General features: G+C 38.6%; 25 protein-coding genes and 4 pseudogenes. 14 read left to right on the forward strand and 15 right to left on the reverse strand.

The window, feature by feature from the left end; genetic code table 11:
* The first annotated feature begins 25 nt into the window (after positions 1 to 25).
* Entirely contained in the window at positions 26 to 688 is a 663-nt protein-coding gene (locus tag ACXN9U_RS18810) for a GntR family transcriptional regulator (RefSeq protein ID WP_060963823.1), read from the forward strand.
* A 72-nt stretch (positions 689 to 760) separates the two neighbouring features.
* Here ACXN9U_RS18810 and ACXN9U_RS18815 read toward each other — a convergent pair whose 3' ends face one another.
* Positions 761 to 1270: a DinB family protein gene (locus tag ACXN9U_RS18815; protein WP_489202026.1), complete on the reverse strand. Its 510-nt coding sequence runs from the start codon at positions 1268 to 1270 to the stop codon at positions 761 to 763.
* Positions 1271 to 1320: 50 nt separating this feature from the next.
* Positions 1321 to 2538 carry an MFS transporter gene (locus tag ACXN9U_RS18820; protein ID WP_489202027.1) on the reverse strand — a complete coding sequence of 406 codons (1218 nt, stop codon included), beginning with the start codon at positions 2536 to 2538 and terminating at the stop codon, positions 1321 to 1323.
* A 296-nt stretch (positions 2539 to 2834) separates the two neighbouring features.
* On the opposite strand from ACXN9U_RS18820, the gene ACXN9U_RS18825 reads away from it, so the two are divergent.
* Positions 2835 to 3710 (forward strand): LysR family transcriptional regulator, encoded by an 876-nt coding sequence (locus tag ACXN9U_RS18825; protein WP_489202028.1) that lies wholly within the window; start codon positions 2835 to 2837, stop codon positions 3708 to 3710.
* 114 nt (positions 3711 to 3824) lie between these two features.
* Here the strand turns inward: ACXN9U_RS18825 and ACXN9U_RS18830 are convergent, their stop codons facing one another.
* From ACXN9U_RS18830 to ACXN9U_RS18850, 5 genes are all read right to left on the reverse strand, one after another.
* A complete protein-coding gene (locus tag ACXN9U_RS18830; RefSeq protein WP_060963819.1) occupies positions 3825 to 4193 on the reverse strand; it encodes a DUF1304 domain-containing protein in 369 nt (122 codons plus the stop codon).
* A 30-nt stretch (positions 4194 to 4223) separates the two neighbouring features.
* Positions 4224 to 4862 (reverse strand): nitroreductase family protein, encoded by a 639-nt coding sequence (locus tag ACXN9U_RS18835; protein ID WP_060963818.1) that lies wholly within the window; start codon positions 4860 to 4862, stop codon positions 4224 to 4226.
* A 13-nt stretch (positions 4863 to 4875) separates the two neighbouring features.
* On the reverse strand, positions 4876 to 5310 hold the full coding sequence (locus tag ACXN9U_RS18840) for a MarR family winged helix-turn-helix transcriptional regulator (protein WP_016937339.1): 435 nt from the start codon (positions 5308 to 5310) through the stop codon (positions 4876 to 4878).
* 137 nt (positions 5311 to 5447) lie between these two features.
* A complete protein-coding gene (locus tag ACXN9U_RS18845; RefSeq protein WP_060963817.1) occupies positions 5448 to 6326 on the reverse strand; it encodes a YitT family protein in 879 nt (292 codons plus the stop codon).
* A gap of 185 nt (positions 6327 to 6511) precedes the next feature.
* Positions 6512 to 6964, reverse strand: coding sequence for a MarR family winged helix-turn-helix transcriptional regulator (locus tag ACXN9U_RS18850; protein WP_045925748.1), 453 nt, complete (start codon positions 6962 to 6964; stop codon positions 6512 to 6514).
* Between the two features lie 120 nt (positions 6965 to 7084).
* On the opposite strand from ACXN9U_RS18850, the gene ACXN9U_RS18855 reads away from it, so the two are divergent.
* The gene (locus ACXN9U_RS18855) at positions 7085 to 7519 is read left to right on the forward strand and encodes a GNAT family N-acetyltransferase (RefSeq protein ID WP_060963816.1); all 435 of its coding nucleotides are present in this window, start codon (positions 7085 to 7087) and stop codon (positions 7517 to 7519) included.
* Between the two features lie 173 nt (positions 7520 to 7692).
* On the opposite strand, the gene pdxR is transcribed toward ACXN9U_RS18855, so the two are convergent.
* Positions 7693 to 9141 (reverse strand): MocR-like pyridoxine biosynthesis transcription factor PdxR, encoded by a 1449-nt coding sequence (gene pdxR / locus ACXN9U_RS18860; RefSeq protein WP_489202029.1) that lies wholly within the window; start codon positions 9139 to 9141, stop codon positions 7693 to 7695.
* A gap of 135 nt (positions 9142 to 9276) precedes the next feature.
* On the opposite strand from pdxR, the gene ACXN9U_RS18865 reads away from it, so the two are divergent.
* Together ACXN9U_RS18865 and ACXN9U_RS18870 are read left to right on the forward strand one after the other, a co-directional pair.
* Positions 9277 to 10158: a DMT family transporter gene (locus ACXN9U_RS18865; RefSeq protein ID WP_489202030.1), complete on the forward strand. Its 882-nt coding sequence runs from the start codon at positions 9277 to 9279 to the stop codon at positions 10156 to 10158.
* 114 nt (positions 10159 to 10272) lie between these two features.
* Positions 10273 to 10860, forward strand: a pseudogene (locus ACXN9U_RS18870) (HD domain-containing protein); the annotation flags it as partial.
* A 4-nt stretch (positions 10861 to 10864) separates the two neighbouring features.
* Here ACXN9U_RS18870 and ACXN9U_RS18875 read toward each other — a convergent pair.
* Together ACXN9U_RS18875 and ACXN9U_RS18880 are read right to left on the reverse strand one after the other, a co-directional pair.
* Positions 10865 to 11078 (reverse strand): annotated as a pseudogene (locus ACXN9U_RS18875) (PLP-dependent aminotransferase family protein); the annotation flags it as partial.
* Between the two features lie 408 nt (positions 11079 to 11486).
* Complete coding sequence (locus ACXN9U_RS18880; protein WP_060963813.1) at positions 11487 to 12320, reverse strand: hypothetical protein; 834 nt, start codon at positions 12318 to 12320, stop codon at positions 11487 to 11489.
* Positions 12321 to 12464: 144 nt separating this feature from the next.
* On the opposite strand from ACXN9U_RS18880, the gene ACXN9U_RS18885 reads away from it, so the two are divergent.
* The 6 genes from ACXN9U_RS18885 (at position 12465) to ACXN9U_RS18910 (ending at position 16381) form a co-directional block, all read left to right on the forward strand.
* Positions 12465 to 13040, forward strand: a complete 576-nt coding sequence (locus tag ACXN9U_RS18885) for a hypothetical protein (protein WP_082761633.1) — start codon at positions 12465 to 12467, stop codon at positions 13038 to 13040.
* A gap of 10 nt (positions 13041 to 13050) precedes the next feature.
* Complete coding sequence (locus ACXN9U_RS18890; protein WP_060963811.1) at positions 13051 to 13488, forward strand: DUF2712 domain-containing protein; 438 nt, start codon at positions 13051 to 13053, stop codon at positions 13486 to 13488.
* Positions 13489 to 13590: 102 nt separating this feature from the next.
* Positions 13591 to 14397: a hypothetical protein gene (locus ACXN9U_RS18895; RefSeq protein WP_060963810.1), complete on the forward strand. Its 807-nt coding sequence runs from the start codon at positions 13591 to 13593 to the stop codon at positions 14395 to 14397.
* Complete coding sequence (locus ACXN9U_RS18900; RefSeq protein WP_060963809.1) at positions 14384 to 15196, forward strand: hypothetical protein; 813 nt, start codon at positions 14384 to 14386, stop codon at positions 15194 to 15196. The genes ACXN9U_RS18895 and ACXN9U_RS18900 overlap by 14 nt, the downstream gene beginning before the upstream one ends.
* Positions 15197 to 15210: 14 nt before the next feature.
* On the forward strand, positions 15211 to 15882 hold the full coding sequence (locus ACXN9U_RS18905) for an ATP-binding cassette domain-containing protein (protein WP_025650112.1): 672 nt from the start codon (positions 15211 to 15213) through the stop codon (positions 15880 to 15882).
* Positions 15875 to 16381, forward strand: coding sequence for a hypothetical protein (locus tag ACXN9U_RS18910; RefSeq protein ID WP_060963808.1), 507 nt, complete (start codon positions 15875 to 15877; stop codon positions 16379 to 16381). The genes ACXN9U_RS18905 and ACXN9U_RS18910 overlap by 8 nt, the downstream gene beginning before the upstream one ends.
* Positions 16382 to 16457: 76 nt before the next feature.
* Here ACXN9U_RS18910 and ACXN9U_RS18915 read toward each other — a convergent pair.
* Positions 16458 to 16791 (reverse strand): annotated as a pseudogene (locus tag ACXN9U_RS18915) (peptidase T); the annotation flags it as partial.
* A gap of 76 nt (positions 16792 to 16867) precedes the next feature.
* On the opposite strand from ACXN9U_RS18915, the gene ACXN9U_RS18920 reads away from it, so the two are divergent.
* The 3 genes and pseudogenes from ACXN9U_RS18920 to ACXN9U_RS18930 all read left to right on the forward strand — a co-directional run bounded on the left by ACXN9U_RS18920 (position 16868) and on the right by ACXN9U_RS18930 (position 19007).
* Positions 16868 to 17065: a restriction endonuclease gene (locus ACXN9U_RS18920; RefSeq protein ID WP_369422770.1), complete on the forward strand. Its 198-nt coding sequence runs from the start codon at positions 16868 to 16870 to the stop codon at positions 17063 to 17065.
* Between the two features lie 168 nt (positions 17066 to 17233).
* A pseudogene (locus tag ACXN9U_RS18925) lies at positions 17234 to 17401 on the forward strand (DUF255 domain-containing protein); the annotation flags it as partial.
* Between the two features lie 94 nt (positions 17402 to 17495).
* The gene (locus ACXN9U_RS18930; RefSeq protein ID WP_489202031.1) at positions 17496 to 19007 is read left to right on the forward strand and encodes a recombinase family protein; all 1512 of its coding nucleotides are present in this window, start codon (positions 17496 to 17498) and stop codon (positions 19005 to 19007) included.
* Between the two features lie 115 nt (positions 19008 to 19122).
* Here the strand turns inward: ACXN9U_RS18930 and ACXN9U_RS18935 are convergent, their stop codons facing one another.
* From ACXN9U_RS18935 to ACXN9U_RS18950, 4 genes are all read right to left on the reverse strand, one after another.
* Positions 19123 to 20316: a Rap family tetratricopeptide repeat protein gene (locus tag ACXN9U_RS18935; protein ID WP_101605343.1), complete on the reverse strand. Its 1194-nt coding sequence runs from the start codon at positions 20314 to 20316 to the stop codon at positions 19123 to 19125.
* Between the two features lie 219 nt (positions 20317 to 20535).
* Positions 20536 to 21336, reverse strand: coding sequence for a hypothetical protein (locus ACXN9U_RS18940; protein WP_489202032.1), 801 nt, complete (start codon positions 21334 to 21336; stop codon positions 20536 to 20538).
* A gap of 154 nt (positions 21337 to 21490) precedes the next feature.
* Positions 21491 to 21688, reverse strand: coding sequence for a hypothetical protein (locus tag ACXN9U_RS18945; protein WP_489202033.1), 198 nt, complete (start codon positions 21686 to 21688; stop codon positions 21491 to 21493).
* A gap of 62 nt (positions 21689 to 21750) precedes the next feature.
* A complete protein-coding gene (locus tag ACXN9U_RS18950; RefSeq protein WP_489202034.1) occupies positions 21751 to 22137 on the reverse strand; it encodes a cystatin-like fold lipoprotein in 387 nt (128 codons plus the stop codon).
* Positions 22138 to 22170: the final 33 nt, after the last annotated feature.

Consider the following 22170-nt stretch of genomic DNA (forward strand, 5'->3'; position numbering starts at 1 on the left):
ATACTACGATTCATGAGGTGTTCCATTGGATAATCAAAACAAAGAACCTGTGCTGAAAAGAACCATCATGCGGGACGAAGTGTATCACACGCTCAGAAACTGGATCATAACAGGCAGGCTCAAACCTGAAACAAAGTTAAAGGACAAGGAACTGTCGGAAACATTGGGAATCAGCCGCACTCCGATACGGGAAGCCTTATTGCGCTTGGAAGATGACGGCTTGGTCATGACAAAGGCAAACAGATGGACGCTTGTCGCTCCGATTGAGTTAAAAGAAGCGGAAAACTTGTATTCCATTGTCTGGACGCTTGAAAAACTCGCCCTGCAGCAAGCCCTCCCGCATATGGACGCTGCAGTGATTCAGGAATTGAAACAGCTTAATGAAGAGCTGCTTCAAACGGTGAAAGCCGGCGATAAAATGGCCATTCTGGAAGCGGATAATGCATTTCACCATCGCATCATTCTGCTTACAGACAATGCCGAACTCTGCAAATTGCTTGCGGGCCTGAAGGTGAAAATCCAGAGAATGGAGATCCGCTATTTCAGCGAAGATGATGCATTGACCAGATCATACAATGAACACGCTGCTATCATTCACGCATTAGAACAGCAGGATGACGCCGCTGCCCTTGCAGCGCTTGAAGCGAATTGGAAAAACAGTTTAGAACGTTTGCAGAACATGTCTTAGCAAACGAAAAAGCCAAATCATATGATTTGGCTTTTTACGGATATAACAAGGCAGCCGACTTGGCTGTCTTGTTTACTTTTTGTTTATATATAAATAAATACCGTAATCCGTCGGCACAGAAGCATACCCCATCTGTCTGAGCATGGCTGTTATATTCCCGCGATGATACGTTCCGTGGTTCACAACATGGAGAATCATATCGGCCGCCGTGGTTTTCATGATGTCACCTGACGGATGCTCTATTTCAAGGGAGAGATTGATATTTTCCTCCTTTTGCAAAAATAGTTGATATCGGTCTGACAATTCCAAAAATAGATCTTCCAGCTCTTCTATCTCTTTAGACAAGATGTCCTCTTTTTGCTGTTCAGCTGATTTCAGCGTATCCTCCAGACGCTCTCCGGAGAACACATCAAACCACCCCTTATCCGACAGATACACATGAGTCAATACACCGGCTATCGACGGAAAGACACTTTGAACCTCTTTACGGTACACATCCTCCGGAAGCTCTTTAAGCCGGGTGAAGATTTGCTGATTTGCCCAAAGATGATAATCATACAATTGCAGTGCCAGATGTCCCACAAAACCCTCTCCTCTCTCGATACAGAACGTACGTTCCTCATTATACCACGCTACATGCGGCTCTGTACCGTTTTCTTCATTTGCAGCTGAGAAAACCCGATAAAGGCTGAAAATAATAAAAGAATCCCCGCGCTTATATAAATAAACCGCACGCCGAATACATCCGAGATCATCCCCGTTCCGATAATGGAAAACATAAAGATCAATTGAACGAATGCTGATCTCGCCGCTAAAATATTGACTCGTGTCTGTTCGGTCGTGATGTTTTGAAGAAAGGTTTCCTGCGTCAGATCTCTTAATACGCAAGCCGGCCCCATACACAGCACCAGAAAAAGGGCCAGAACGGCACTGCTGGTCAATCCATAAATAAAAGTGAGCATTCCATATGCCAAGGCTCCCGTGAGCATAAGCGGAATGAGGCTTCGCTGAAACTTACCGGATAACCTATAGATGATCAAGCCGCCGATCATCGTACCTGCATAATAGGCTCCGTTCACATATCCCCACCACGCTTCTCCTTTTTGAAGGACGTCATGCACATAAGTTAAGGACACAGATCCGATCCATATCATGCCTGCCCACGATTCGATCACATCCATCACCATAAGGGCCCGCAGCTGTTTTTGCTGAAATAAATACACCCAGCCGCTTGCCGCATCTGCAAAAAGCGAACGTTCCCTGACTGCTGCCGTCGCACGGATGCGTACTTGAAGAAACAGAATGATGCCCAAAAACGAAGAAACCAGTAACATGACAGTGATGATTATTGTATAGCTTTCTCCCAAAAACGCGATGATGACGCCGCCCAGAGACCATCCGGCAAACTGTACGGTCTGATCCGCCGCAGATAATAAGCCGTTCGCCTTTGCCCTTTGATCAGAAGGAATGATTTCTCCAATCAGCGCGCTTTTTATCGGAGCGAACCAGCCGTTGCAAAAAGAAATCCCTCCGATCAGACAAAACAGCAGAAAAAAGAAAGCGGATGAACCGGTTTGGATCACATAAAACAAACAGACTAACAGTGTCACCTGTATCAATTGAGAACCGATTAACAAAGACCGAAGCGTGAACCGGGCGGTGACCAGCGGCAAAACGGCGCTTCCCAATACGCGAAAGACAATGCTGACGAACGTCATGAGAGAGGCCGCCGCCGTCGAACCGGTTTTTGTAAACAAAAACAAGATAACAGCCATTGTATAAAGTGAGAATCCTAAATTGATAGCGGTCTGGCTGTATAAAATAGAGTAATACGCCCTCTTCAAATTCATCTTCTGCAACCCCGCTCCCTAATTATGTAAATCATACCATATTTGCCGATCAGCTCTCTTAAAAACAGAGTTCACTCCATCTATTAGTCTTTATGAGCAGAAAGGAAACTTTCAGCAAAAGAATAATGAAACGCCCTGGCTCATAGCACAACGAAGGATACCAATAGAAAAAACCGAGATGTACGGTTGTGTACATATATGCCATTGCCATACTGGCACCTGCCTCTTATGATGTATAATGCATAATAAATATATCTATAATGCCTATAAGTAATAAAATGAAAGAGGTGACATTGATGGAATGGGAACAGCTTGAATATTTCCAAACGCTCGCACAAACTGAGCATGTCACAAAAGCCGCAAAGCTATTGTCCATCTCACAGCCCGCACTCTCCCGCTCAATTTCCCGATTGGAAAACCACTTAGGCGTCCCGCTGTTTGACAGACAGGGCCGTTCGATTACATTGAACAAATACGGAGCAATGTTTTTAAAACGGGTTCAGACCATGATGAAAGAGTATACTGACGGCCGAGAGGAAATTCAGGCTTTATTGCAGCCGGATCAAGGAGAAGTATCTCTTGGATTTTTACATACACTCGGGACAGCTATCGTTCCGGATGTCATCAAGACCTTTCAGCAAAAACACCCCGGGATCAGCATTACATTAAGACAAAACCATTCCTATTGGCTGCTCGATCAGCTGAAAGAAGGTAAGCTTGATCTCTGCCTTCTCGCATCCACTAAACCCGAAAAGTCGATTCGATGGGTGCAATTATGGAGTGAGGAACTCTTTTTATATGTACCGAAAGGACATCGGCTGGCGCATCGTGAAACCGTCACCCTGGACGAACTCGCCGAAGAACCTTTTATATTGCTGAAAGAGGGGTATGCGCTCCGTATGACGGCTGATCAGCTATTTGAACAGGCAGATATTCATCCCAAGATCATGTTCGAAAGTGAAGAGGCGGCAACTGCGGCCGGCTTTACGGCCTCCGGTCTCGGCGTTTCCATTCTGCCTGATTTAAAAGGATTGGATCAAAGCAACCTCTCAAAAATACGCATCAGCTGGCCAAAATGCCAGCGCGTGATCGGCATCGCCTGGATAGAAGGCAGATTTTTATCTCCTGTTGCTGAAACGTTCAAACAGCATGTGATTGAACATTTCGGCTGAACAATGCCGTCCTGACAAAAAAAGCCGATGCGCGCAAGCATCGGCGGCCGAAACTGTTCTTCAAAACAGAATAAAAAAAGAGGGCTTCCGAGAAGGAAGCCCTCACTCCGTCTGCTACGCCGCTAAAAGAAAAATAAGCGCTAAAACAGCCGGAAGTCCTTGTTTTACGATAATTGATTTGTTTGAAGTAAAGCCGCCGAAAAGAGCAGCGATGACCACGCAGATGACGAAAAACAATTGAATCATATGGCCAATCGGATCAGCTTCGAGGATCAGCCCCCAAATGAGGCCGGCAGCCAGAAATCCATTATACAGGCCTTGATTTGCAAACATGACCGCCACATTCCGATCACCTTCTAAATGCTTAGGCAACTTGAAGGACCGCTTAGCTGCCTTCGAATTGATAAAAAACATTTCAAGTATCATGATAAATATATGTTCTAAAGCTACAATTCCGACGAAAACAGCTGCAATCATGTCCACTGTCTCTCTCCTCTCAGCTTCACTTCAACCTTATTTCCATTGTGCGATGGTTTCGATAGGAAGACGGTAGGAAGCATATCCTTCGTCCGCCGCTTTTCCGATTGATAACAGCATGACCGGTACATAACGCTCTTTATCCATTCCGAAAACCTCGGCGATCTTTTCTTTGTCGTAGCCGCCGATCGGGTTTGTGTCATAGCCGTGCGCACGTGCCGTAAGCATCAGCTGCATAGAAACGAGGCCTCCGTCAATCAGAATCGTTTCACGGTTTACTTGCTCCGGCAGTTTTTCAAAGTGTGCCGTCAGCGCAGCGATTTGTCTGTCTTTTACTTCCTGCGGCATGTAGCCCAGTTCGACCGCTTTTGAATAAATTTCTTCTAAATAGTCATCACTGTTCATATCTGCGAAAACCGCGATCACCGCAGATGATGTGCTGACTTGCGTTTGGTTAAAGCTGGCGAGCGGCGCGAGTTTTTCTTTTCCTTCAGGGCTGTCAATGACGAGGAAACGCCATGGCTGCGCGTTAACTGAAGACGGCGCTGTCGTTGCTTCTTCCAAGATTTGAGTCATTTCTTCTTTGCTGATTTTTACAGCCGGATCGTAATTTCGAATGGAACGGCGGCCTTTCATAATGTCCATAAAGTCGTTTGTTTTCAGTTCTGTTTCCATGTGTAATACACTCCTATGCTTTCATATTTTCTATATTATTCTGCATCTGCGACAATACGTTTTTTAACATACTGCGCTCTTCCGCGCTGACACCGGCAAGCATTTCCTTTATGAAACGCTCCTTCTCTTTTTTGGAAGTCTCAATTCTCTCCCGTCCCTGTTCAGTAAGCCGGACAAGTATAATGCGGTTGTCCTCAGGTTTGCGCCTTCTTGTGACCATTTCTTTGGTTTCAAGCTGTTTCAAGTGTCTTGTAACAGCCGCACCATCAATATTCACCTTTTTCTGAAGATCGCTTTGACTGATCTCGTCGACGTGAAAGAGCACGGCGAGAAGCTCAAGACGGGATTGGCTGATTCCGGTGCACGCTTCAAACTTCGCTCCGATTACTTTATGCAGTGATTGAAGCTGATATAAAATCTCGCCTTCCTCTGAACAACATGCTGTCAAAACCCATCCCTACTTTCTTTTGCGCAATTAATTGACCAGTCAATGTTTGATATATCAATAATATACATCCGTTATTCTTTTTTTGCAAGTGTTTTCTCCTTTTTAAAAAAAGCTGCCGGTGAACGGCAGCTCGCTTCTTAATGATTATGAACTTTTCTGAAATTACTGCCTTTTACTTCAGCCACATCATATACCGTTACAAAGGCGTGCTTATCAATGTCATTAATAATTTCCTTCAGTTTGGTCTCTTCCAAACGGTTGATGACACATGTGATTTCTTTGAATTTTTCATGAGAAAAACCGCCGTATGCTTCTTTATACGTAGCGCTTCGGCCTAATTCCTCACGAATGGTTTCGACCATTAATGCAGGCTCGTTGGTGATAATCTGAAATGTTTTCGAACCGCTTAAGCCTTCCTCAACCACATGAATCACCTTAGACGCAATATAGTAAGCAATCACGGAAAGCAAAGCACCTTGCAGCCCGAATACAAAAGAAACAAAAATAAACACAAAAATGTTTAAAAATAAAATGAGGTCGCTCGTGCCGAACGGCAATTTCCGTGACAGCAGCACGGCCAGCATATCAATTCCGTCTAATGCGCCGCCGTTGCGCAATGCCAAGCCCATTCCCAAGCCGATAATAATCCCGCCGACAACGGTGATTAACAGAGTGTCTCCCTCGATGATAGCCGGCGTGTGATGGAAAAAGCTTGTACCCGCGGCAAGTGAGATAATGCCGATAATGGATAGAAACGCAAAACCTTTCCCGATTTGCTTATATCCCAACCAGACAAACGGTATATTGATCACCGCAATTAAGATCCCTAGAGGCAAATGAAACAGCTGTGAACCGACAATGCTGAGTCCGGTCACCCCGCCGTCAGATACACTATTCGGAATCAATACGGTTTCCAGCCCATACGCGGCAATGATTCCGCCGATGATGACCATGATGGCCCGTACGATGGATTTTGCTTTGGATTTCTTACGTTTTTGTTTTTCGATTGTATTCATATCATTCCCCGCTTCAATTATTTTTGTCTAATTTAAATATACCATAATTGATACTTTTCGTTACAAACAAGCCTATCGGCCGATTGTGAAGCAGGTGCCGAGGAAAGTGATTTTACAGATAAAGTATCCATTTACGGCTTTAATCATTCAAAATACAATCACACAGCAAAAGGAATTATTATCCTTTAGTAATCCCTTTTGTTTCCCTTCTTCACATATTCCCAATCATGTTCTATATTTTTTCTCACCCGCTGTAGAAGGCTGAAAATGGTTTCTTTTTCTTCAGACGTAAAGCCGGCCAAGGCTACTTCCGCAGAGTGCTCTCCTTCTCTTTGCAATAACGGATAAACCTTTCTTCCTTTTTCGGTCGGGAACAGTTTTTTTATTTTTTTATTTTGATCATCAGGACGTTTTTCAATAAACCCTTGTATTTCCAGTTTTTTTATCGCTCTCGCCGCTGTTGTTCGGTCGACTTTAATCATTTCCGCCAATTTTTCCTGTATCATTCCCGGGTTTTCACATATACGAACAAGATAGAGATACTGCCCTTTTGTTAAGTCTAATTCTTTAAATTCAATATTGCTGATGGAATCCAATGCCCGTGCAATCATGCCGATTTCCCGCAAAATATCAGTCATATCTTTTCAAACCCTTCGTATTTTTGTTGCATTTACAATATAATTGTTTTATCGTTACTTCTATAAGACCACAAGCAAGCCGTGCAGTCCAGACTAATATGTGAAAAGGATTGGTTAATGATGAGGATAAAAAGAATAACGACGGAAATTGATTTACAAGCAGCGCTCGAGATTAGAAAAACAGTATTCATTGAGGAACAGCAAGTACCCGAATCCGATGAGTTTGATCAATTTGATACGCTTCAGGAACAGTGCGGGCATGTCTTGGTTTATCATGAAAATCAGCCTGCCGGCACAGGACGCGTCCGCATCGTAAACCATTCAGGCAAGCTCGAACGAATCTGCATCCTGAAGCCTTACCGCAAATACGGGTTGGGCAAAGTCATCATAAGAGAATTAGAAAACATGATAAAAGAAAAAGGCATCACCCAATGTAAACTGCATGGACAAACACAAGCGGAAGGCTTTTATCACAAACTGGGCTATCAGACAGATTCACCGGAATTTATGGAAGACGGTATCCCGCATGTCTTAATGACAAAAGAGTTGGCTTAACCGAATAACAAACGGCCGGATGCAAGATTGACCGTAGTTAAAGGAGATTAGAATATTCTGATCTCCCTTAAACTTTCTTATCTATCTCTGCCTTGTCACTCACTTCATCCCGATTCGCCAAGTTTAAAACGAACCATGCAGTTTGAATTCCGGCATGCTGCTGTCTTTTAAATTTATCTGCTTGCCAATTCCCCAATAATCAAACCCAATTCATAAATTCCCTTTTGAAGGTCTTCCAAGGATGCGTAAGCATATGACAGGCGAATATAATTTCCTTTTTCTTGAGCATAGATACTGCCGAGATTAAGCAGAATTCCCTTTGCTAAAGCTTTTTTATAAAGTAATTTCATAGATATTGAAGGGATTATTTTTAACCAAATAAAAAATCCCCCCTCTGGAATACTCCATTGAGCTGCATTCTTCATATAGGTTTCCAAAGCTCTCGTCACATATCGCCTTCTCATTCTTAATTGATGTCTCACATATTCTAAGTGCTGCTGATATTCCCCGGATATCAGCCACTCCGCCGCAACCCTTTGAGATAATGAACTGGAGCCGTAATCTGTCTGCATTTTAATATCAGATAAACGTTCAATCACTGGTTCCGGCCCCACCATCCATCCAATCCTCAATCCCGGACTTAACGTTTTCGATAAACTTCCCAAATATAAAACATGGCCATTCTTATCCATTGTTTTAATAGGCGCCGGCGGAATGTTATCTATCCACAGCTCACGATATATATCATCTTCAATAATGGGAAGCTGGTTTTTCTCACTTGCCGTAAGGATTTCTTCCCGCCGCCGTTCTGACATTAAAATGCCGGTTGGATTATGAAAACAGGGATTTGTATATAATATGGCTCTTCCCCGTTCTCCCTTTGTCATATGAATGTGGTTTGGCAGAAGTCCCTCTTTATCCATAGGGAGCCCGGTAAGATTCATCCCGGCTGACTGAAATACATGCAGCGAATAAAGATAAGACGGCTGATCGAGAAATACGGTCGATCCTCTTTGCAAAAGCCCCATTGATATAAGCTGTAAGGCCTGCAGCGCTCCAGAAACAATAAGAATCGAAGAAGGCGAAGCTTGAATCCCGATTGTTCTTAAATAGCCGCTTAATGCTTCTCTCAAAGGCAGATATCCTTTTGGTTCCTCATATCCGAATGCCTCTATGTTTTGAGAGACCTTTCCCATTATGTCTTTCATAACAGCCAAAGGAAAAATCTCATTTGAAAGCTCCCCTTTGCTGAGCTGAATAAGTTCCGGATTTGATTCTGATGTATTGATTTCTTGGACGATTCTTCTGCTTGGCTGCTGAATTCCGGAGTTTACATACTGATCCCAATCTGGGGAGGAATTTTTAGCTAAAAGTGTCCATGTATTATTGATAACAACTGTCCCTTTACCCATTCTTCCTTCGATTAATCCATCCGCCGTCAATTCCTCTAAAGCTGTAATGACTGTGCTTCTGTTTACTTCAAAGTGTTTAGCAAGCGTGCGCTGGCTTGGAATCTTACTTCCAATCGGCCATTCTCCATTTCCTATTTTCTCTTTTATATAATCTATGATCTGTAAGTATTTCGGCCGTTTTCTAACCGTTTTTCCTTCTGTAAAACTCATAAAAAGCGATCTCCTTTACCAAAAGTGGTTGGTTCAACATTTGATTAACTGGTTGAAGCCATTTTATCAAATCTTTATTAGTATAAAACACATTAAATAGCTGGTTGGTTTTTTATAAGATAAGGAGTGAAGATTTTGAAAAAGAATACGGTTCGAATCGGCATATCTTACAGTCTGATGATTGGGTTGTGGGCATCAGCTTTTCCGGGAATTCACGCGGGTTTGGAAAGTTACACGCCGGAACACCTCGCTTTGTTTCGCTTGTTGATTGGGTCAATGGCACTGTTGGTTTTTGCTGTTTTGACTCATATGCGTTTACCTGACATGAAGGATATCCCTGCGATTTTATCTTTAGGATTTCTAGGTTTTGCACTCTATCACATTTTGCTGAATATCGGAGAAAAAACAGTCAGCGCTGGAGTTGCAAGCTTACTCGTAACCATGACACCGATTTTTTCTGCAATGTTATCTCGTCTGTTTTTTGGTGAACATTTCGGTCTTTCCAAATGGGCCGGATCTATCATTAGCTTATTGGGTGTAGCATTGATTTCATTTGGGGCAGCAGACTATGCTCATTCAATAAAAGGCATTCTTTTCATTTTGCTGGCTGCTTTTTCAGAGAGTATCTATTTTGTCTTTCAATCCCGCTTTATAAAAAAGTATGGTTTTATTCCATTTGTGACATTCACCATTTGGGGTGCAACATTGCCAATGCTGGTATTTCTTCCGGGGTTATGGGGAGAGGTTGTTCACGCATCGATGAATTCTACATGGTCTGTCGTTTACTTAGGCCTATTACCAACGGTTATCCCATACTTTGCACTTGCATACGTCACTTCAATCGTCGGCGCTTCAGAAGCAGCCATTTCACTTTACGCAACACCCGCTTTATCCTTACTCATTTCTTGGATTTGGATAGGCGAAGCCCCCGCCTTTATTTCTCTTTTAGGCGGAGCAGTCACAGTCATCGGGGTGTGTTTTATCTATTTGGAAGCAAATAAAATCAGGCTTAACTGAATTTTTCAGAATTGTGATATGTTAAGTATATCAATATTAAAAGGAAGAAAATCCATGATGCGATAGGTTGCAGCTTCTTTGCCATGCTTGGCGCATAAAAGGGGTGTAAGGAAAATGAAGATAACAGATAGTATTTATGGCGATTATGTTGTAGATGGAATTCTTGAAGAGCTTATTTTCAGTCATCCAGTACAAAGACTAAAAGGTGTTTACCAAGGAGGAGCAAGTTATGTTGTGAATCAAAAGTGGAATGTCACGAGGTATGAACATTCCATAGGCGTAATGCTTCTCATAAAAAAATTGGGCGGCTCTTTAGAAGAACAAATCGCAGGTTTACTTCACGATGTATCTCATACTGCATTTTCACACGTTATTGATTTTGTGTTTAACAATAAAAATGAGGATTATCACGAAAACATTTATCATCAAATCATAACTGATTCAGAAATCCCCCATATTCTCAGTACATATGGATTACATTACAAAGACATTCTATTAGACAACTCTAATTGGAATTTGCTCGAACAGCCAGCTCCTGAGTTATGCGCTGACAGAATCGATTATACCTTAAGAGATATGTATCGGTACGAAAACATCACAATGGAGGAAGTTGATCATTTCTTAGATCATCTAATAATTAAAGAAGGAAAAATATACTTAAAAGATATAAAAACTGCTGAATGGTTTGTAAGAACTTATTATCATGTTCTAAGTGTTGCTGATATTGATCGGATATAAACCACTCCCGCTGCAACCCTTTGGGATAATGAACTGGACCCGTAATCTATCTGCATTTTAATATCCTGGTTCGGCCCCACTATCCATCCAATCCTTAACCCCGGAGTTAAAGTTTTCAATAAATTTCCCAAATATAAAACATGGCCATTCTTATCCATTGTTTTAATATGCATCGGCGGGAGGATATACTTCCCGTTGATATAGATGATGTGCCGGCAGCCTTTTTTGCAATTAACAGTTCCGTCGCTTTTTACCGACTATAAAAGTCATTGTCCTGACAAAAGATGAAGACGTCATGGGGGATACTTTCATCCGTGGTCTCTTATTCGAATTGACGTTGTAGGGTATAGCTTTTTTATTTCACACTTCATACAAGAGTATAATCATGGGTTGCTTGTCATTCGCCAATGTAAGTATTGTTCTGACGGATTCAGAAAAGGGGGATACAAAAGGCTCCAGATAAACAGCATGTGCTGAATTTTTATTTCAGCAAGTCGAAGATCCAGTTTTAAACCAAGGAAAAAAGTTTGATAATAAATTCAAAAGCTACTTTAAATTTCAAGACCCTAGATTAGTGTATTTAAGTTATATTATTCCATTTTTGCATCAGATATCAATTCACACTTTGATAGATATAAACCTCCTCCAATTAAGAGGGTAATACAAACAGTAAGTATTGTGACTAATGAAATACTAATAGAAACAACAGGAGAGAAACCAAATAAAGGATGTCTAATCAACATGCTTTCATTTCCAAGTAATATCGGGCTATCTGAAAAAATTGAGAAAAACAAAATACAGCTACAAATTACGAAGCTATAAATTGTTTTAAAGATTAACGAAAAAAACGCAAAAATAAAAGTAATGAGAAATGTTCCGCCTATATTTAAAACAATAGAATAAATAATTATTTGACTATAGGATAATTGAAATGATGAGTATCTCAGAATGCTTTCGCCGTAAACTGTCAACTCCCTTGTTGTACCCCCACTCAATTTCCAAACAACCCAAGTTAAGGACAATAATGATATGTAAAACACAATGATTACAGTACAAGAAAAAAACAGCTTGCTTACCCATAATTTGAATATTGATTTTGCTCTGATCCTGACAAAAGCACTGTGAGCAAATAGATCATCCTTTATGTATGTGTTGATCAATATTGCCCCGCTTAGCTGAAATAGTAACCACCCAAAAGGAAACTCAAATGTATGTTGTTGGACAAGTTCAAAAGGGACACCTAAAAAGGTTTTACCAATGAGATCCCAAAAGGCGATAGAACTGTCAGGTATGTTAGTACGAAGAAAATACAGAGGATAAAGAAAATTCAATAGCGCAATCATAAATAATATAATGAAAACCCTGGTGGTTTTATTAACTCCAAGGGCCAAGTCCCTTTTAAAAAGCAAGAATAAACTATTCATAAAATAAATTCCTTTCCTATAAATCAACTAGGTATTAGCATAACACAGCATTTGAAATAAATAAATTAAAAGGTATTATTTTCTTTTAATATATGTTATAATCATTTAGTACCGGTACAAATTATGGGTTTTTTGGAGAAGAAAGTGAAAAAAATATTTTTGGTTTATTTTAGTCTAATTGCTATAACTATGCTTAGTGCATGTCAAACAAACAAATACAATAACGTAATAAAAGATAAAACCCCAGATCCTTCTATAAGGATTGAAGATTTGGATAACAACAATAAAGAAAGACCGAATATTTTTTATTTTGATACCGAACAAGGTCGAAGTTTGTTTGAGGTTATATTTTGGGACAAGATGGAAGATGATCATTATTATCAAGGTCAAATAAAAAATAATGATGTGAGAATTGATAGGGTTTTTAAAGGCAAGAAAATAGAAGTCGGACCGCTTCCTAAAAATTATGAACTGGCGATGACCTTTAGTCAGAAAGAGCCGTTTCCGTCAACCATATTGGGAAAGGTTCAAGATGATAAAGGACATACATATAATTGGAAGCAGTCTTACGAAAGTGAAGCTGCAGATCATGATTATTTAATCAACTTGCCTAAGTTTAAAGGCAAAAAAGCAAAGATAGCGCTAAGAATGATTTGGTTAAATAAAAATGGCGATTGCATCGGCGTTGCAGATAAATTTTTTATTTTAGAAAAACAATAAGGAGAAACACATGATAAAGAAGCTAATAACTACACTAACTTTAGTACTAGGGTTATCTCTTTCTACTATAGGAATTATGCATGCTTATGCAGGAGAACCGACCGCAAACTATAAGAATACAGATTATAATTTTCGGTTTCTAAAAGGAAATCCTTATGACGAAACCACATCCAGAACAAAATTTACTGATTCTTATTATTATATGTTTAATACAGAAAATAATACTTCTTATGAAGCTTGGGCAAGATCTCGCGGAAAAGATGTTTCAGGCGGGCACTATTATACAATAAAGAAAAACTACTATGGAAGAAAACTACTATGGAACTTGGCTGTTGAAAACACATGGTTTGGCTTGGGAACACCTTCTGTTACAATAGGTGCAAAGAAAAATGCGGCTGGTCATGCATATGGTAAGTGGAGTCCTGATTATGATCCAAAGAGTCCTTGATGAGATCAGAAGACTGAAATTATGAAAAAATCATATGAAAGTCGGCGACTCAGGTTTTTCTGAGTCGCTTCTATATTTAATAAAAGTGAGAGAAGGAAATTTATGTTTTATTTACTGCTATTTCGATTACTAAAACGACCGTCTTTTTATGTCTCATTGGCAATTGGAGCAGTTTTGGCCACGGCCTATTTTTGGACAGAGGAAATGCCATTAACAGAACATTTGGAACTAACTGGAGGGGTTTCTTTTACACCCTATACAAAATGGATGGGGATAGGTGGAATCTCCGATTATCCGGCTCTTTACATGTTCTTGCTCCCAATTCTGGCAACACTTCCATTTTCGGATCTTTACGCAAGAGATCGTTCAACTGGGTTTATTCGTTTTTTAATGATCCGAGGCAAGCATACACAATACTTTTTCAGTTTATTTTTCATTAATTTCTTAGCTGGAGTCGTGACTGCCATTTTTCCTCTATTGTTAAATATCTATTTGTCATTTATGAAACTTCCAAATATAAGGCCTGATAGAGCTATTAACAACGAGATGCCCTTGGCATCTGATAATACCTTCTTTCCAGAATTATATTATACACATCCCTTTGTTCATATGATGTTATATGTAATTATCATTGGCATTTTTTCCGGCATGTTTGCAAGTGTAGCTTTGGGAGCGGGAATGTTTATCAAAAGATCATTTATAGTTTTACTTATACCCTTTGCAAGTTTATACGTAATTAACATGCTGCTTTCAACGATTGGCCATCAAGAAATGATTTCAACTAGCTTTTTGCAGGAACAGGCTACAGATGGTGTTAGTTTGAAGAGTCTTATTTTACACTTGATCGTTGGGTTCATCTTAGGTCTTCTACTATACATTCTAGGAGCTAAGAAAAATGTTGTTCGTTAACGAGCTTCGTTTTGTTTTAGTAGATATGTGTCGTCATAAAAGGCGGTTAAGCTTTTGGTTCTTGTGTTTTTTGCTTTGTATAGTATATCTGGTAAAAGAAGGTATTCCGAAAGAAGGGATAATGGGACCGCCTCAGGCGCTTAATTTATTTTTCTCTTCCTATACATTTGCTTTTCCAGTGTTGCCCCTGTTTTTAATGTTCCTTTCTTTCGGGGTACTGCCTTTTTTTGATTCAGTCCGTTTTATTCGTTATCAAAAACGAGAGAGAGTATTTTTATCATTATTATCTCGTGTTTTTTGGATTTCTTTAATGTTTACCATTCTGTATCTCGTTGGCGGAGTCCTTCTCGGCGTTTTTCTGTCTGGAAGATGGGATAATGTATGGCTATCGCCAGAAGGGGCTCCTTATTTTTTATATGGCAATAAATTACCTTTGGATCAATACTATTCATCGAATGTGATGATAGTTAGATATATCATTACAAGCTTATTGTTGTTTCATATGATTGGACTATTTGCAGTCGTTTGTTATGTCTTTATTAAGAAGTATATATACAGCTTTATCATTGTCACATCTGTGGTCATTCTTGATAAGATGCTTCATACTTACTTTGAGTTTTCTTTAATTAATGACCCGATTTCATTAGAAATGACGTCTTGGCTGATACCCGGATTATTTTCAGAAATGATTTATTTAATTGGCGGTTTCGGGATAATATTTGCTGTAGTTCTCTATATATGTTTAATCAACCAAGATTATTTTAATGAATACAGCATCGATAATGAAAAAGAACTTTGATTGAGGTGAAGCTCGTGTCAGAAGAATATATTAAAGTTGAAAGTGTAAACAAAGTTATCAAAAAGAACATTGTTCTTAAAAATATAAATTTATCTTTGAAAAAGGGAATGATATATGGATTTCGTGGACCTAATGGGTCTGGAAAAACAATGTTGTTTCGTGTGTTATCGGGATTGGTGAAACCAAGTGAAGGCAAAGTAATTATTGATGGAAAGGTATTACACAAAAATATTTCTTTTCCTGAAAGTATCGGAATATTAATTGAGTACCCTGGGTTTATTCCGGAATATACTGGTTTTGCAAACTTGAAATTGCTATCTATGATTCAAAATAAAATCAATGATCATGAAGTTTCTGCTGTAATCTCTCGTGTGGGTCTTGATCCAAATGACAAGCGAAAGTTCAGAAAGTATTCACTCGGCATGAAACAGCGCTTGGGGATCGCTCAAGCGATCATGGAAAATCCGGAGTTGCTTATTTTGGACGAACCGACTAATGCTTTGGATGAAGAAGCGGTTAAAACAGTACACCAATTGCTATTATCATTAAAAAATGAAGGAAAAACAATTCTGGTTGCAAGCCATGATAGAGAAACGCTTCAAAAGATTTCTGATATTATTTATGATATTGAGTCTGGGAAAATTGTTAAAGAAACTATGATCGATAAGGAAAAGAAAAATGACTAGAAAAAAAATCATTTTAGTAACGGTCGTTTTTTTTATTTTTTTCATTTTGATCAGCTTATTTCGATACCAACAAGTGAATGGGGAGTACTCCAACTATAAAGTAACCGAAAAAAATGTTACCACGAATGAAACGTTTGAGTTTCTAAAAATATCTCATACGTTTAGAAAAGCAAAGAAAATTAATACAATTGATGAAATGAGAAATAAAGTAACAGAGTATCGTATCCCAATTGAATTAAAAAATACGACAAAAGATAAGCTTACACTTCACCCTGAATTTTACAGAATGATGAGAGGTGAGGAAGAAACTGAGACAATAGACTTTATTGATAATAAGACAGGGGAAAAAATTTCGGATTTAAAACCCTATCAATTATTAAATGGAACGGTAACTTTTACATTTTTAAATAATAGTGAGAGCAAATATCAACCTGTTGATCTTCATATTATTGGAAGTGATGGAGTGTCAGTGCAAAAGTTTATTGTGAAAGTTTATTAGTTTCGTTAGCACTATGATGTTCTTAGGCTAAAGACAACGACAGCTCTATCTTTTTGCTGTCGTTGTCTTTAGTATGCTATGCTCTTTTCTCAAATAACTTCGCACTTTCCACAACAACATTCACAGCTTTCACCATATTGTCGGCGGAAATATATTTGTATTTGCCGTGAAGTTTCCCCGCAAGTATTAAGATATTCGGGCAAGGCTCCCCCATGTATACAGCCGGGAGCCGTCTGTTCCGCCGCAGATTAGTTTGAAGACAGACTCGATGTCCAAGTTTTTCATCGCCTGAAAGGTAATGTCTAAGATCAACTTTTACAGGTTCGATTTTTTTCTCTTGTTGTAATACAGTCATTTATCTCGACATAAATTCTGTCTTTGCCATATTGCGCCCTCAATTCATGCAACACATCCAAGTCAATAGCCCCCTATCATCCTAATAGACAATATAATATCTTCTGTACTTGTTCATAGCACAGAATAAGTATTGAATGTAAAAGACACAAAAAGAATGTAGATGTAAAAAGGGCAAGAGCATTAGGGGAGGCTCTAGCAAAAGCAACAAGTTTGATTGTTAATAAAGGTTTCACTAAGGGGGCTCTAGAATACATAAGGGATAAGCCAACGTTGGAATTAATAGGAGGCCAAGAATTAATTCATTTCCTTGATGAAAATTTGGAGTAACTGGTTTGACCTTTATACCTAGTTGTATAAAAGAATTAGCCCAGATAAAATAAAACACAAAAATAAGAAATGACTGAAAAAGCACAATCATAAAGCTAGGTACATATTTCTCAACACACTGAGAAATATAATTATGATTAATTAATTTAAGATAAAGAAGGTGATCCCATGCCAAACAATAGCAAACCCAACGGCTTAATCACGGAGAAGTCACCGTACTTACTTCAACACGCCCACAACCCAGTAAACTGGCACCCTTGGGGAGAAGAAGCCTTCGAAAAAGCGAAACGCGAAAACAAGCCGGTTCTTGTCAGCATCGGCTATTCGACTTGTCATTGATGCCATGTCCACTAAACTAACCACTCAAAATATGTTATATTATGAATAAATTACTTATACTTTTTTCTAAATATGGAGTAGGAGTGATTAAATGGCGGAATTGCAAAATAGAATTCAACATGTGGCTATCTACCTCAGGAAATCTCGTAATAAGGAAGGCGAAGAAACTGAAGAAACATTGAAGAAACACAGAAAACGTCTAATTGACATAGCAAATAAAAACAAATGGGATTATGAACTCTTTCAAGAGGTTGGAAACTCTATGAATGAAAATCGGCCCGAATACCAGAAGCTATTATCAAAACTTTCTGAAGGTATTTTTGATGCAGTCCTTTCTGTCAACCTAGCTCGTGTTACAAGGGACGATGCTGAGACACCAAAATTTATGAGCCTTCTCAGACAAGAAGATATCCTCTTCATAACGGACAGTGAACGAATATACGACTTAGAAGTTCAAGAAGATTGGCAGGCTTTGAAGTTTACTGGTTTCGTTAACAACTGGGAATACGAAAATATCAAAGCACAGCTAAGAAAAGGAAAAAAAGATAGTGCAAAAATGGGAAGATGGTCAAATGGTGTTCCAAACTATGGACTAGTTTACAACCGTTTTGATCGTTCTCTCGAAATTGACCAACAAAAAGCCGACGCTGTAAAACTCGCTTTTCAACTTGTCATAGATGGTTTAGGCGTTGATAAAGTCGCTAAAGAATTGAATAGACTAGGCTATAAAACAAATAGAGGCCGCTACTTCTCAGGAAATGCAATAACCAGGATGATACGTGCCGAGATATATAAAAGCGTGATAATATCAAATCGTGTGAAGGGGCGGAATTTATATGAAGGAAAATTGCGCCCAAAAGATCAGTGGATAATCGCTGAAAATGCAGCTCCCCCAATTATTGATGAAGAGACTTGGAATATGGCTAATGAGGCTTTAGATCAAAGAAAACTTCTCTCTCCTAGAGGTAAACAAAAAAAACATCCTCTATCTAACTTAATCAAATGTGGTTTATGCGGCAGAACACATACAGTTTCTCGAAGGAGAGACAGAAATGACGCTCTTGCCATTCAGCCATGCAATAAAACAGATCCTTTAGGGAAAAATAAATGTAATAATAGGGGAATCAAACATGACACTATGATAAGCCTCGTAATTGAAGCTATACATGAAAAACATCATGAAATCTCATCAGAATTAATAAAATTCGAAGAACACACAGAAGCTAATGATATTAAGCAGATTAAAATAAACAAATTACAAGAACAAATCAACAAATCGAAAAAGGCTCTCAACATCTTACAAATTCAATTAGAAGAGGAACTCATCAATATCTCATCCTTTAAGGAAAGAAGAAAAATACGTCAGGTAGAATTAAACAAATTGGAAAAAGAACTGACTGAATTATTGGAGGAAACTAAAGAAGACGCATTAAGGTCAAAAAAGTCCTTTGCTAACAAATTAGATTTCTTTCTGGAAAATTGGCATACAATAGATGGAGCAGACTTAAATCATGAACTTATGTCATTCATAAATAAAATTATCTGGTATGCCCCAAGAGATAGTGAATTGCCTCCACAATTAAAATTTGAGTGGAGAGTGTAACCCCCCCCCCCCAAAAAAAGTGAGCAGCCCCCAAAGGGAAAGCTCACTTTCATTTAATTATGTTTCAACTCTATCGGCTACTTGATATACGTTAGCATTTGAAACTTCTCCAACTTTATTTACTCCCGCTATACTCAATCCCAACATTACTACTAGTGACAAGGCTATCAACTTGCGTTTCACTAATCATCTCTCCTTTTTGGATTTCATTTTTGGCTAAAATCACTTGCCTGTAGTACTTCGATGACCTTTCCGCATCCCCCTTTTTTCTGAATACTTCCGCAACTTCAAACCCAAATTCCTCAATGTCACCATACATCTTATGTGTACTAAAGAAACAAAATGAATTATCAATTAGATTATAACACCCATCAGTCAGGTAAATTGCTTTCAACAGGTCAAATTTCGCTTTATATTCTGAATTATCCCTCTCTTCAGCAACAGAATATCCCTTTTCATAAAAATACCCAGCAGACTTTAAATCGCCCCTTCTCGCTTGAACATGAGCCAAATTAAAAAGGGTCTTCTCAATACACGCATGATTTTCTTTTTCAAAGTAATTGTAGGCGTCAATCAAACACTCATAAGCCCTCTGAAAATCTCCTATCTGATTATAAACAATCCCCATATTCAACATGGAAGTATATACATGAAGCTGTCTATTTATCTTCCTCGATATTTCTAGCGTCTCTTTAAATATTTCTAACGCCCCATTATAATCTAAAGAATCAATCAAGTTTCCGGCAGTTATATATTTACACCTTAATATTCGATCTTCATAATTTTTATACTTTCCATAAATACGCATAGCTCTCTTAACATAATTCAATGAAAAATATGTTTGTTTCATATAGTAATAAATCTCAGCCATTTTATAATAGAACTCCGCATGTTCGATCTCATCATCAACATAATTTAGTGACTGTTCAGCTCTTCTATAAGAGCTTATAGCAGAAACCAATTCCTTTCTTTTGAAATCGTACATTCCCATAAAGAAAAAGAAGTAATAATCCAACATCCCTTTAATCTGGCCTTGATGTTCTTGGAGTGCTTCATACGCATTTTTTAACTCTTGTTCGTTTTTAGATTGAAGGTAGCTAATCATCATTTCATGTCGGAAATCTAATAGCTGATGATATAAAATCACATCTGGATTCTTCTCCATCCGCCCCATTAATTCTTCAACTTCATTTTTTAACCTGACTGCCTCCATATCAAGATTATTTTTTATCGCTGTATACCAGTCATTTAATTTTTTTGTAACAATTTCATATGGAATTTTACCTTTGTTCAAGAAAACTTGTTGCAAGCAAATTCCCCCACTCCCATAAAGATTTTTGAAAATTTACATTAATTGTATTATGGCAGATTGAACATTTCTTGACAAAGTTAAAATGTAAAAAGGTACGAATTGTCTATTGAAGAAATTATTCTTTTCGTCTTTATTGCGGTTATTGTAAGTCTTTTGTTTCTTGACAGATTTTAGGTACAAAAAAAGAGCAGACATTAAAGTCTGCTCAAAATATCCTTACCAATCTAGTCCGCCAAGGCCAGAATAGATACCAGGATAATTAGGAAGAAAACGCAAGTTTGCCCCTTTAAATGTCATGCTGTTCCCATTTAACTTAATCCTCTTATTCTCGCCCGTAAAATGTCCTTTAACATACTTCGTACCCCACACCGTATCTCCCATTATGCCTTTTCTTACAACAGCATATTTGATACCTGTATTGTTAGGTTGTGTACTCAACTGCGAATCAATGCCGAGAATTACATATTTATTTTTACCCGGAACACTAAATTTTGTGTTAGAGTAAAAAGTTTTACCACCTTGCCTTTTCTCAAAATCCCACCACATCAAGACATCCTTCGGTTTCATCACTTGATCTTGATTTTGTAATTTAGAAAAAGCATTCTCATAGTATTGATCGCTACCTTGCTGCAATGTTTTATTATCATCGCTGTTTAGGGTCTCAGTGTTAATGTTCACTTTCCATTCAGTGCCGACCTTCTTAACTTCCAGAGGAACATCCTTTACTAATCCTCCTTCATAAGAAGAGTTGACCACGAAATAATAAGTATCATCACTTAAAGCTTTTGATTTTACTACCTCATAGTTATTTAATTTCTCATAACTCATCATCTCTTTATATTCAGTAACTGTTATATCTCTTTCATCAATAACATAGCTCATGATCTTTTCTACATCTTGTTCCTTAACAGCTTGAAGATATGACTCTAAAACTGACTCAGGTGTTACTTCTTTGTTTGCGGATGTTGCAGAAACACTAGTCGAAACAGTGGTGATTGCCAGCGCAAAGACCAGCATGAAAGCGAAACCACCTAGAAACCTTTTCATGCAAAATCACACTCCCTATATTTTTTTACATACAAAACTATTTTTACATTTATATACCAAATTGTAAATGGCTTTTTCATGAACAAACGAGTTTGTTTGAGTACTGAAAGGGTTTGATCACTGCTTAAAATAAAAAAAGAACCCTCATCGCAGGTTCAATCGTCAATTTTGTTCCATCAGGCAGAGACATTTTCAAGGTATTCAAAGCATCCTCCGCTTCCTCGATCGTCTCGAATATCTCCTCTCGTTTCTCTCTGTCTGGGTGTGTGCTCGTGAACGTAATTTCCGTCCCTTCCAGCTCGCCCACAATACGATATGTCATGTATTCCCTGCCTTTCCTTTTTTTTGTATCCATTCTACCCGTAAAAAGAGCAGACATATAGTCTACTCCTTAGTTTTTGTTTCCTTACCTTTAACTTCTTCATAATCCGGTGTTTTCTTATACAATCCTAAACGGTCCCGTCCCTCAGTCCCGGGCATGTCTGACATTGCTTCATAAGAATCTCCAAGCTTTTCATAATATGAATAAGTAGTAAGCTTTCGTGATTTATCTTTCGGCTGATAAAATGCAAGCTGAATATACTTTCCATTATCATATACTCGAATTACGGCGTTATTTCTCTTATACTCATCTGAATCAGCTCTCATTTCTTGTCTGGCTTTCTTCTCCTGCTTAATCACTTCATTAATTGCATTATCATATTTACTACCGCCGCACGCACTCAGTAGAAGTACGGCGAATATATTAAGGAAAATAAAAAGGTTCTTCAAAATACGCACACCCTCCTTTTTCAATATTAATTA

This window comes from Bacillus sp. BACIII (genome assembly GCF_057836745.1).